General features: G+C 69.4%; 10 protein-coding genes, 1 pseudogene and 1 riboswitch. Of the genes and pseudogenes, 5 read left to right on the forward strand and 6 right to left on the reverse strand.

All coding sequences use genetic code 11. The features are described from left to right. Positions 1–22 precede the first annotated feature (22 nt). The 4 genes from BMY61_RS40720 to BMY61_RS40735 all read right to left on the reverse strand — a co-directional run bounded on the left by BMY61_RS40720 (position 23) and on the right by BMY61_RS40735 (position 5,153). Positions 23–1,093, reverse strand: a complete 1,071-nt coding sequence (locus BMY61_RS40720) for an ABC transporter ATP-binding protein (RefSeq protein WP_042459031.1) — start codon at positions 1,091–1,093, stop codon at positions 23–25. Positions 1,094–1,153: 60 nt separating this feature from the next. Continuing rightward, entirely contained in the window at positions 1,154–2,146 is a 993-nt protein-coding gene (locus tag BMY61_RS40725; protein ID WP_042459034.1) for an ABC transporter permease, read from the reverse strand. 180 nt (positions 2,147–2,326) lie between these two features. Next, complete coding sequence (locus tag BMY61_RS40730) at positions 2,327–4,009, reverse strand: ABC transporter substrate-binding protein (protein ID WP_042459037.1); 1,683 nt, start codon at positions 4,007–4,009, stop codon at positions 2,327–2,329. A gap of 82 nt (positions 4,010–4,091) precedes the next feature. Further along, positions 4,092–5,153, reverse strand: coding sequence for an ABC transporter permease (locus tag BMY61_RS40735; protein WP_052439464.1), 1,062 nt, complete (start codon positions 5,151–5,153; stop codon positions 4,092–4,094). Positions 5,154–5,594: 441 nt separating this feature from the next. On the opposite strand from BMY61_RS40735, the gene BMY61_RS40740 reads away from it, so the two are divergent. Beyond that, complete coding sequence (locus tag BMY61_RS40740) at positions 5,595–6,254, forward strand: trimeric intracellular cation channel family protein (protein WP_042459043.1); 660 nt, start codon at positions 5,595–5,597, stop codon at positions 6,252–6,254. Between the two features lie 22 nt (positions 6,255–6,276). Here the strand turns inward: BMY61_RS40740 and BMY61_RS40745 are convergent, their stop codons facing one another. Beyond that, positions 6,277–7,023, reverse strand: a complete 747-nt coding sequence (locus BMY61_RS40745) for an IclR family transcriptional regulator (RefSeq protein WP_042459045.1) — start codon at positions 7,021–7,023, stop codon at positions 6,277–6,279. 178 nt (positions 7,024–7,201) lie between these two features. Between BMY61_RS40745 and BMY61_RS40750 the strand changes: the two genes are divergently transcribed. Next, a complete protein-coding gene (locus tag BMY61_RS40750) occupies positions 7,202–8,380 on the forward strand; it encodes a cysteine desulfurase family protein (protein ID WP_042459048.1) in 1,179 nt (392 codons plus the stop codon). Between the two features lie 251 nt (positions 8,381–8,631). Here the strand turns inward: BMY61_RS40750 and BMY61_RS40755 are convergent, their stop codons facing one another. Further along, positions 8,632–9,357 (reverse strand): enhanced serine sensitivity protein SseB C-terminal domain-containing protein, encoded by a 726-nt coding sequence (locus BMY61_RS40755; protein WP_042459051.1) that lies wholly within the window; start codon positions 9,355–9,357, stop codon positions 8,632–8,634. Positions 9,358–9,437: 80 nt separating this feature from the next. Next, a riboswitch (glycine riboswitch) is annotated at positions 9,438–9,543 on the forward strand. Between the two features lie 163 nt (positions 9,544–9,706). On the opposite strand from BMY61_RS40755, the gene gcvT reads away from it, so the two are divergent. The 3 genes and pseudogenes from gcvT to BMY61_RS40770 all read left to right on the forward strand — a co-directional run. Next, positions 9,707–10,825: a glycine cleavage system aminomethyltransferase GcvT gene (gene gcvT, locus BMY61_RS40760; protein WP_143094773.1), complete on the forward strand. Its 1,119-nt coding sequence runs from the start codon at positions 9,707–9,709 to the stop codon at positions 10,823–10,825. Between the two features lie 111 nt (positions 10,826–10,936). Then, positions 10,937–11,314, forward strand: coding sequence for a glycine cleavage system protein GcvH (gcvH, locus tag BMY61_RS40765; RefSeq protein WP_042459060.1), 378 nt, complete (start codon positions 10,937–10,939; stop codon positions 11,312–11,314). Positions 11,315–11,349: 35 nt separating this feature from the next. Then, positions 11,350–11,729, forward strand: a pseudogene (locus BMY61_RS40770) (serine hydroxymethyltransferase); the annotation flags it as partial.

An 11,729-nucleotide genomic window follows, 5' to 3' on the forward strand; every position in this document is an offset into this window, starting at 1 on the left:
TCCGCCGCTTCGATGCCGGCAGTCACTTGGCACCGCTGGTGGCGCCGCGGCGGATCTCGGCCTTGTGCTCACCGGTCAGGTGGCAGGCCGCGATGTGCTTGTCGCTGCCGAGAACGGGCAGCAGTTCGGGACGCTCGACCGTGCAGCGCCCGTCCGGCACCTGCTCCTTGAAGCTGCACCGGGGGTTGAAGGCGCAGCCCGAGGGCAGGTTGATGAGGCTCGGCGGGGAGCCCGGGATCGGGTTGAGCCGCTGGGCGACGTCGCCGCCGAGGTGCGGCATCGACTGGAGCAGGCCCCAGGTGTACGGGTGCTCGGGCGACTTGAGCACGTCGTTGACCGAGCCGTACTCGATGCGGCGGCCGCCGTACATGACCAGGATGTCGTCGGAGATCTCCGCGACGACGCCCAGGTCGTGGGTGATGATGATGACCGCGGAGCCGAACTCCTCCTGCAGGTCCCGGATCAGGTCCAGGATCTGCGCCTGCACGGTCACGTCGAGCGCCGTGGTCGGCTCGTCGGCGATCAGCAGCTCGGGGTCGCACACCAGCGACATGGCGATCATCGCGCGCTGGCGCATACCGCCGGAGAACTGGTGCGGGTAGTCCTTGGCCCGGCGCTCCGGCTGCGGGATGCCGACGCGCTTCAGCATCTCGATCGCGCGCTCCTTGGCCTCCTTCTTGGACGCCTTGTGGTGCACCTGGTAGGCCTCGGCGATCTGCGATCCGACCGAGTAGAAGGGGTGCAGCGCGGACAGCGGGTCCTGGAAGATCATCGAGACCTTGCGGCCGCGGAGTCCGCGCATCTGCGACTCCGACATGCCGACGAGCTCCTCGCCGTCCAGCCAGATCTCACCGCCGACCTGAGCGCGGCTGCCCTTGTGCAGGCCGAGCAGGGAGAGCGAGGTGACCGACTTGCCCGAGCCGGACTCACCCACGATGCCGAGCGTCTTGCCCTTCTCCAGCGAGAAGGAGACGCCGTCAACGGACTTGACCAGGCCGTCCTCGGTCGGGAAGTGCACACGGAGGTCCCGGACCTCCAGGAAGGACGACGGCGGATTGACGTCCACGGACTGCGGCGAGAGTTCGATGGCCACGGATACTTCCTCAGTCGACGGGGGGTCGGGATCACCGACCCGCGCCGGGCATTTCTAGGGTCAGGCGAGGCGGACGCGGGGGTCGATGACGCCGTAGACGATGTCGACGACGACGTTGGCCAGCACGATGACCGTGGCGGCGAAGAGCGTGGTGCCCATGATGACCGGCAGGTCGGAGTCGGTCACGGAGTCGACGGCGAGCTTGCCGATGCCGTTGATGCCGAAGACGGACTCGGTGATGACCGCGGAGCCACCGATCAGCGAACCGAGGTCCATGCCGAAGATCGTGACGATCGGCGTGATGCCGGCGCGCAGGGCGTGCTTGAAGATCACCTTGCGCCGCGACAGGCCCTTGGCCCGGGCGGTGCGGACGAAGTCCTCACCCATCGTCTCCAGCATGGAGGAGCGCGAGAGGCGGGTGTACATCGCCAGGTAGAGGATCACCAGGGTGACCCAGGGCAGGATCAGCCCCTGGAACCAGGCGTTCGGGTCCTGGGTGATCGGGGTGTAGCCGGGGGCGGCCAGGATCTGCCACTTGTCGACGAAGGCCCACATCAGCAGCAGACCGACGAAGTAGGACTGGAGCGAGACACCGAACAGCGCGCCGCTGACGGCGACCTTGTCGATCAGCTTGCCCTTGCGGACGGCGGCGATGACACCGAGGCCGACACCGACGATCAGGAAGATGACGGCGGAGCCGAGGGCCAGGGAGAGGTCGGCCGGGAAGCGGTTGAACAGGGTGGTGAGCACCGGCTCGTCCGTCTTGAACGAGATCCCGAGGCAGGGCGCCGCGCAAGTGATCAGCACGCTCTGGTCGCCGAACTTGCGACCGGCGAACAGACCCTTGAGGAACTCGCTGTACTGGGTCCAGAACGACTGGTCCAGGCCCAGCGAATGCTTGATCTCAGCCAGACGCTGGACCGAGCAGGTCTTGCCACAGGCCAGCAGCGCAGGGTTCGACGGCAGCGCGAAGAAGATGACGAAGGTGATGAAACTGATCACCAACAGGATGACCGCTGAGATCAGCAGGCGTCGTATGACGTATCGGAACATGTGGTGCTCGGGTCCGGCCCGGTGGCCCGGCCCGCCTCCCTCTCGCTGAGAGCCGGTGGGATATGACCTGCGCTCGGGGTGACTTGGTGGGGAGTGGCCCGCCGGCCGCGGTTGTTCACCGCGGCCGGCGGGACCTCAGACGAACGGCCACCCAGTGGGGTTCGGGTGGCCCTTCGCTACTTAGTGCTTCAGCCAGACGTGCGCGAAGTTCAGCGACGCGTTGACCGGGTCCGGAACCAGACCCTGGACGTTGCCACCGGAGAGCTCGTCGAAGTTCATGTAGAACAGCGGCACGACGGAGGCGTCAGCGAGGATCTGCTGGTCCAGAGCGCCGTAGGCGGCGTCGGCCGTGGCCGGGTCCGTCATCTTGGCGATGGTGTCGATCTGCGAGTTGACAGCCGGGTCGTTCAGGTACGAGATGTCCTGGTTGGACGCGGGCTGCGCGGCGATCTGGCGACCGTCGAAGAGGATCGGCAGAACGGTGGACGGGTTCGGCCAGTCCGGGATCCAGTCCATCCACGCCATGTCGTACTGGTTCTTGGTGTTGTCCAGGGTGCTGAAGTAGTTCGCCTGGTCAACCGGCACGATGTTGACGGTGATGCCGACGTTCGCGAGCGAGGACTTGACCGCGTCCGCGAAGTTGGTCTGGGTCGGGGTGTTCTCGACGGCCAGCGACAGGGTCAGCTTCGGGTTGCCGGCCTGCGCGAGCAGGGCCTTCGCCTTGGTCTGGTCACCCGAGGGGCTGGTGGCGTAGAGGTTGAAGTCCTTGTGGCCCTCGACGCCCGGCGCCAGCATGGTGGACGCGTAGTCACCGTAGGCGGAGCCACCGAAGGCACCACGGGCGGTGGTCTTGTCCAGCGCGAACTCGATCGCCTGACGGACGTGGATGTCCTTGATCCGGTTCACGTTCAGCGCCAGGTAGGAGATACCCGGGGACTTGATGACGTGGTAACGGGACTTCAGGGTCGGGTCGTTGGCGATCTGGGTGAGGTCGGCACCCGCGATCGGCCACTGCTGGACCGCGTTCATGGCGTCCGGACCGTCAGCGCGCAGCTGCTGGTCGATCGCCGAACGGTCCAGACCCTGCTTCATGTCGATCTCGTCGACGTTCTGGTCCCGGATCGGGTCCGAGGAGGCAGACCAGTACGGGTTCTTGACGAGGACGAGCTCCTTGCCCTTGGAGTAGGACTTGATCATGTAGGGGCCCGTCGCCCACACGCCGGTGCTGTAGTTGGCACCCGTGTCGTGAGCCTTCGGGACCGGAGCCCAACCCGCCATGGCCGTGGTCTCGTTGAAGTCGTAGACCGGCTGGTTCAGGTGGAAGACGATCGTGGAGCTGTCCGGGGTCTGGATCGAGGCCAGGTCCTGACCCTTGAACGGACCCTTGTAGCTGGAGGCGCCGACCAGCCACTGGGCCGCGTAGCCCGGGCCGCCGGTGATGTCGGGCGACATGAAGCGCTCGACGCCGTACTTGATGTCCTGCGAGGTGACGGCGGTGCCGTCCTGGTACTTGACGCCCGGCTTGAGGTGGAACGTCCACACGGTGTCGTTCTGGCTCGGCTCACCGGTGTCGGTGGCCAGGTCGCCGACCAGCTTCGGGGCGGAGCCGTCGGTCTTCTCCTGCCAACCGGTCAGGGTCCGGACGATCTCCTCGACCATGTTCTGACCCTCGGTGGTGTACACACGCTGAGGGTCGAGGCTGTCGAAGTCGGACGGCGCCAGGTAGGTCAGCGTCCCGCCCTTCTGGACCGCGTCGGAGCTGCCGGAGCCGGTGCTCTTGGAGGAGCTGCTGCACGCGGTCACTCCCAGAGCGAGCGCGGTGGCGGTCGCCAGGAGGGCGACCGAACGGGTCTTCCGCATCATTTCGGAGTTATCTCCTTCGAGGTGGGACATCACTAGGGCCCCGTGCCCGGTGATCCGTGGGAGCGGATCACCGACCAGGCGGTCAGGAACGGTTCGCCCGCGGGTCGAGAGCGTCACGCACTCCGTCACCGAGCAGGTTCAGGGCGAGCACCAGCACGAGCAGGAGCACGCCGGGGATGAACAGGTACGTCGGGTCGATCAGGAAGTACTCCGACGCCTGACTGAGCAGAGCGCCCCAGTCGGGGTTCGGGGGGACGACGCCCACACCGAGGTAGGAGAGCGCAGCCTCCGTGGTGATGTTCGCGGGAACGGCCAGCGCAAAAGCAATGAGAATCGGCGCCCACAGGTTCGGCAGCAGCTGGCGGAACAGGATGTGCACCCAGCCGGCGCCCATGATCCGGGACGCGTCGACGAACTCGCGCTCACGCAGCGACAGCACCTGGCCACGGACCAGGCGGGCCGTGTAAGCCCAGGCGAACGCCGAGATGTTGAGAATCAGCACCGCAAGGCGCAGGTTCTCGTCGGTACCACCGTGCTGGTCGGTCTGGAAGGCGTTCTGGATGACCGGGGTCAGCGCGATGATGAAGAGGAGCTGCGGGAACGCCAGGACCACGTCCATGATCCGCGACAGCAGGTTGTCGATCCAGCCGCCGAAGTAGCCGGCCGCCAGGCCGACGACCACACCGACGACCGTGGACAGCAGGGCCGAGATCAGACCGACCGCGAGCGAGGTCCGAAGGCCGTAGACGATGCGGGCGAAGAGGTCGAACCCGGTACCGGGCTCGACGCCGAGCCAGTGCTTCGCACTGATTCCGCCGAAATGCCCGTACGGGTAGTTACCGATGTCGGGATTGATCGACTTTACGTCGGAGGTGATCGGACCCCAGCCACCCAGCGCGGTCAGCACCGGCGCGAAAATGGCGGCGAGGATGAAGATCACGGTAAGAACCAACGACACCATCGAGACCTTGTCGCGCTTGAGTCGCGTCCAGGCCATTCGGGCGGGGGAACGCCCGACAACTGCGGTGTTTGTGCTGGTGACCTCAGTTGCGGTGCTGTCAGCCGTAGCGGTCGTTTCGGCCACAGGGTTCTCCTCGGTGCCCGACTCGCCCGTGGGGCTTATCTGTTGGGGTTGCTGAGTCATGGTGCGGACATCCCCGAGTCTCGGTTCAGGTGTACGTGTCGCGGCGCGGTGACGTGACTCTAGGCGAACAGATTTTGGCCGCTCAAGACCTCAAGGCTTGCCGAGACCAGAATGAGATCATGCGAGATGTTTCCGTTGTGATCGCATGCCTTGAATGCCCGATTTGACCCCCGAAAACGAGGGGGATTGCGCCAAGTCCCTGAGCATAAAGTCCGTTTTGGTAGCTTTTGCCCGGACACCCCGTCCCGTGGTGCAATTTACCTACGCATTACCTGGCGTCCGACCCATGAGACGAACGGGGGCCACCACGGTGAATGTCTACAGGGTTACTCTCCGTCGCATAGATCCATTCAGTGCCGGCCCGCGCACCGGTCCGCCCGGCTCCGCCGCCCCCGGCGGGTGCGCCCCGCCGCACCCGCCACGTCGCGGTAGAAATGCCGGGTGACCTCGCAGATCTTCAGTCCCGACGTGGAGCAGGTGCTCGACCTGGCCGGCATCTTCGTCTTCGCCCTCTCCGGGGGCCTGCTCGCCATCCGCAAGAACTTCGACGTGTTCGGGATCGCGGTGCTGGCGGAGGCGACCGCCCTGGGCGGCGGAGTGCTGCGTGACGTCCTGATCGGCGCGATCCCCCCGGCCGCCTTCACCAACCTCGGCTACTTCGTCACGCCCCTGGTGGCGACCCTCGTCGTCTTCTTCCTCCACCCCGAGGTGGCACGGATCAACCTCACCGTGCAGACGCTGGACGCGCTCGGCCTCGGCCTCTTCTGCGTCACCGGCACCGCCAAGGCCCACGACTACGGCCTCGGCGTCGTGGCCTCCATCGCCCTGGGCATGCTCACCGCCGTCGGCGGCGGCGTCATCCGCGACGTGCTGGCCATGGAGACCCCGTCGCTGCTGCGCTGGGACCGCTCGCTCTACGCCGTGCCCTCGCTCGTGGGCAGCACCCTCACCGCGCTGCTGATCAGCATCGACCGGCTCAACACCCTGACCGGCAGCACCGCAGCCCTGCTGGCCTTCGTCTTCCGGATGCTCGCCCTGCGCTACAACTGGCGCGCCCCGCGCGCCTGGCACCGGGGCAGCTCCAACACCGGCGAGCACTGACGCCCGTGGCGAAGGGCCGGCCTCAGTGCGCGGCGCCGCCGTACTCGTGGGAGATGGCCGCGGCCGTGGCCTGCAGCTCGGGGAGCAGCCGGCGCAGGGCGCTCATCGGCGCCACCACCGTGGCCGTGGAGATGGAGCAGGCGGCGATCACGCGGCCGTCGATGCCGTGGACCGGGACGGCCACACAGTTCACGTTCTCCTCGAACTCGCCGCGGTCCATCGCCCAGCCGCGCTCGCGCACCGTCTCCACCTCGGCCAGCAGCGCGTCCGCCGTCCGCAGCGTGCGGGTGGTGTAGGTCGGCAGCTCCAGCCGGTGGATCAGCTCCGAGCGGTGCGCCGCCGGCAGGCCGGCCAGGAGCACCTTGCCGACCGCCGTCGCGCCCAGCGGGGCACGCTTGCCGATCCGTGAGTGCATACGCACGGGGTAGCGGCTCTCCAGCTTGTCCACATACGTGGCCTCGCCCTCCTCATAGACGGCGAGATGGACGGTGTGGCCGCAGGAGTCGTTGAGCGCGGCCAGGTGCGGGGCGGCGACGCCGCGCACGTCGATGCTCTCCAGCGCCTGCTGGGCGAGGGAGAAGAGGCGCCCGCCGAGGCGGTAGCGGTAGTCCGCCTGCCGGTGCACGAAGCCGTGCTGCTCCAGGGTGCGCAGCAGCCGCAGCGCGGTCGACTTGTGGACCCCGAGCAGCACTGCGGCCTGCTCCAGCGAGACGGGTCCGTCACCGAGCGAGGCCAGCACCGTGAGGGCCCGGTCCACGGACTGCGACATCTCCCACCAGCCCCTTTGGTGCGCTCCTGCGGTCGCAGGATGCCGGGATCATAAGGAGCGGCGGCGCGCCCTGCAACGCCTGTCCGTCTGAGGAACTCCGTCGACGCACGGTCGGCCGCCGTTCGAGGCTCGGACGCTGCGGGAGCACGCACCGGCGCCCCACTAGACTTGGTCCGCCATGCCCTACCTCGACCACGCCGCCACGACTCCGATGCTGCCGGAGGCCGTCCAGGCGATGACCGCGCAGCTGAGTCTCGTCGGCAACGCCTCCTCGCTGCACTCCGCGGGGCGACGCGCCCGCCGTGTCGTGGAGGAGTCCCGCGAACAGCTCGCCTCCGTGCTCGGCGCCCGCCCCAGCGAGATCGTGCTGACCGGTGGCGGCACCGAGTCGGACAACCTCGCCGTCAAGGGCCTGTACTGGGCCCGGCGCGACGCCGACCCGGTCCGGCGCAGGATCCTGTGCAGCCCCGTGGAGCACCACGCCGTGCTCGACGCGGTGATCTGGCTGGAGCGTCACGAGGGCGCCGTCGTCGAGTGGCTGCCCGTCGACGCGCTCGGCCGGGTCCACGCCGACACGCTGCGGGCAGCCGTCGCCGCCAACCCGGACGACGTCGCGCTGGTCACCGTGATGTGGGCCAACAACGAGGTCGGTACGATCCAGCCGATCCAGGAACTCTCGGCCGTGACGCGCGAGTTCGGCATCCCGATGCACGCGGACGCGGTCCAGGCCTTCGGCCAGTTGCCGCTCTCCTTCGAGGAGTCGGGCCTGGACGCGATGACGGTGACCGGCCACAAGATCGGCGGCCCCTACGGCGTCGGCGCACTGGTGCTGTCGCGCTCGGCGGCGCCCGTCCCGCTGCTGCACGGCGGCGGCCAGGAGCGGGACGTGCGCTCCGGAACGCTGGACGTCCCGGCGACGGCGGGCTTCGCCGCCGCCGCGGCGGTGGCCGACGAGCGCCGCCCCCGCTATGCCGAGGAGATCGGCGCGCTGCGCGACCAGTTGGTCGCCGCGGTGCGGGCGGCGGTCCCCGACGCGATCCTCAACGGCGACCCCGACCCCGCGGGGCGGCTCAGCGCCAACGCGCACTTCTCCTTCCCGGGCTGCGAGGGCGACGCGCTGCTGATGCTGCTGGACGCCCGCGGCATCGAGTGCTCGACCGGCTCCGCATGCTCGGCGGGCGTGCCACAGCCCAGCCACGTCCTGTTGGCGATGGGCGCGGAACCCGCGCTCGCCCGCGCCTCGCTCCGCTTCTCCCTCGGCCACACCTCCACCGAGGCTGACGTGAAGGCCCTCGGCGACGCGATCGCCCCGGTCGTCGACCGCGCCCGCCTGGCCGGCTCGACCCAGCGGCGGTAGCCGCACCGCCCTCAGGGGCGCGAGGCTCTGCCGATCGGCGGCACAGCCGCCAGGGGCGCGAGGAACTGCGCGAGCAACCAACGGCCTGCGGATGGCCCTGCACGTTGAGGACCATCCGCACGTCGGTGGCTTGTCGCGCAGTTCCTCGCGCCCCTGGCGGGTGCACCTGCCCGCGAGAACGCATGCGTGACGTGTCGTGCCCGGGCGGCCGAGCCGCACCGGCAGAGGCTCGCGCCCCTGAGGGAGCGTCCTCAGCGGGCGAAGAAAGGGGCCACCGTGCCGAGCATCCACCGCGCCGTCGGGTCCTCCGCTACCGCGTCCAGCAGCACCAGGGAGACCTCGCAAGGCAGCGGGACCGCGCCCAACGCGCGGCCCAGCGCCTGACCGACGGCCTGGTGGTCCTCCGCCTCGTAGCGGGCGAGCTGCACGCCCACGAAGAGCTTGACCGGGTCCCCCTCCACCTGGACGAACGCGCGACGCGCGGTCAGCACGACCGGCAGCGCGGCCAGTTCGCCCGCCGCCACGGCCAGGTACTCGTACGGGTCCTCGTGCGGCTCAGGCTCCCAGGCCGTCGTGCGGACGCCCTCCTCGGAGGGGTCGCCGCACAGGTCGGGGACGCCGGCCGCGGGGACGGGGAGGCCGACCGCGCCCTCGGGGTTGACCGCGATGCCGACGCCCTGCGGCAGGCCCCGGGCCAGCTCCTTGACCGGGGCGATGGCGTAGGGCATCCCCGGGCCCGCGACGGCCCGCAGCTGCGTCTCCGAGCTGAAGACCGGCACGAACGGCTGCCCCGCCAGCTCCGTGGTCGGCAGGTCGAGGGTGACGCCGTCCCGTGTCGGACCGGCCGGCATCGGCACCCAGACGTGGCTGCGGCCGAGCACCTCCATCACCCGAGGCGTGGCACCCGGGTCGCCGACGGACGCCGCAAGTGCCAGCTCCAGCTCGTTCTCGGGCCACACGCCCCCGTACCCCTGCATGCTGCTCTCTCCTCCACGTGTTCGCCTCAGCTGCGGCACCATGCCATGATGAGCCCACCCACAATCGCATAGAGGCCGATCGAACCCGCGCGGGAGAGCTCGGCGACACAGCACCACGTCTGGTCGCCGGCGCCGAAGGAGCAAGTCCTCCCCCGAATCTCTCAGGCACAACACCGCACGGGCGAGGCAGTTCTGGAAAGCGACCAGCCATCTGACTGGCCAGGTCCACCCACGGTGCAAGCCGCGACCCACCCGCAACGGGACGGGCGCGCGGCGAAGCTCTCAGGTTGCAGCGACAGACGGGGAGGGTCCCTGCCGCAGCATGCCCAGAATGCTTGGAGATCCCGCTATGTCTCTCCGCCTGACCGCGCTGGACGCCGTCCACCGCGCCCTCGGCGCCACCATGACCGACTTCGCCGGCTGGGACATGCCGCTGCGCTACGGCAGCGAGCGCGAGGAGCACAACGCGGTCCGCACCAAGGCGGGCCTGTTCGACCTCTCGCACATGGGCGAGATCACCGTGTCCGGGCCGCAGGCCGGCGAGATGCTGGACCACGCGCTGGTCGGCTTCGTCTCCGCGCTCGCCGAGCACAAGGCCCGCTACACCATGATCTGCGCCGCCGACGGCGGCATCCTCGACGACCTGATCGTCTACCGCACCGGCGACGACGAGTTCATGGTCGTCGCCAACGCCTCCAACGCGCAGCTGGTCCTGGACGAGCTGACCGCCCGGGTCGAGGGCTTCGACGCCGTCGTCCGCGACGACCGCGACGCCTACGCGCTGATCGCCGTGCAGGGCCCCGACTCCCCCGCGATCCTCGGCTCGCTGACCGATGCCGACCTTCCGGGCCTGAAGTACTACACCTGCCTGCCCGCCACCGTGGCCGGCCGCCCGGCGCTGCTCGCCCGGACGGGCTACACCGGCGAGGACGGTTTCGAGCTGTTCGTCGCCCCGGCCGACGCCGTGGCCCTGTGGCAGGCGCTGACCGAGGCCGGCACGGCCTACGGCCTGATCCCCTGCGGCCTCTCCTGCCGCGACACGCTCCGCCTGGAGGCGGGCATGCCGCTGTACGGGCACGAGCTGAACACCTCGCTCACCCCGTTCGACGCCGGCCTCGGCCGCGTGGTCCGTTTCGACAAGACCACCAACGAGGGTGCCTTCGTCGGCCGCGCCGCGCTGGAGAAGGCCGCCGAGCAGGCCGCCGCCACTCCGCCGCGCGTCCTGGTCGGCCTGGTCTCCCCCGGCCGCCGCGTCCCGCGTGCGGAGATGAACGTGGTGGACGCCGAGGGCACCGTGATCGGCTCGATCACCTCCGGGGCGCCCTCCCCGACGCTGGGCAAGCCGATCGCCATGGCCTACGTCGACGCCGCCCACGCCACGCCGGGCGCGCAGGTGGCCGTGGACGTGCGCGGCACGCACGAGCCGGTCGAGGTCGTCGCGCTGCCGTTCTACAAGCGCGCCCGCTGACCGCCCGCTGAGCGCGCGTCCCCTGCGGGACGCGTCTCACCTCGTAAGACTTGCCCTGGGGTCACCGACCCCCATTTCGCCGTACCCACACCTCTCCGGGAGAATCGCGTCATGAGCAACCCCCAGCACCTCACGTACAGCAAGGAGCACGAGTGGCTGACGGCCGTCGAGGACGGCGTGGCCACCGTGGGCATCACCGCCTTCGCCGCCGACGCTCTCGGTGACGTCGTCTACGTGGACCTGCCCGAGGTCGGCCGCACCATCGCGGCCGGTGAGACCGTGGGCGAGCTGGAGTCGACCAAGTCCGTGAGTGACCTCTACACCCCCGCCTCCGGCGAGGTCGTCGAGGTCAACCAGGCGGTCATCGACGACCCGGCCCTGGTCAACTCCGAGCCCTTCGAGGGCGGGTGGCTGTTCAAGCTCCGGCTGGAGGGCACCCCCGAGGGTCTGCTCTCCGCCGACGAGTACACCGCCCACACCGGCGGCTGACGACCGACCTCTGACCCGAGGGACCACACAACGCCATGACTGTCCTGAACCAGTCCCTGCACAGCCTCGACCCCGAGGTCGCCGCGGCGGTGGACGCCGAGCTGCACCGCCAGCAGTCGACCCTGGAGATGATCGCCTCCGAGAACTTCGCCCCCGTGGCGGTCCTGGAGGCCCAGGGCTCGGTGCTGACCAACAAGTACGCCGAGGGCTACCCGGGCCGCCGCTACTACGGCGGCTGCGAGCACGTCGACGTCGTCGAGCAGCTCGCGATCGACCGGATCAAGGCGCTGTTCGGCGCCGAGCACGCCAACGTCCAGCCGCACTCCGGCGCGCAGGCCAACGCCGCCGCGATGTTCGCGCTGCTCCAGCCCGGGGACACCATCCTCGGCCTGGACCTGGCCCACGGCGGCCACCT

This window comes from Streptacidiphilus jiangxiensis (assembly GCF_900109465.1).
GTDB classification, from domain to species: Bacteria; Actinomycetota; Actinomycetes; order Streptomycetales; family Streptomycetaceae; genus Streptacidiphilus; species Streptacidiphilus jiangxiensis.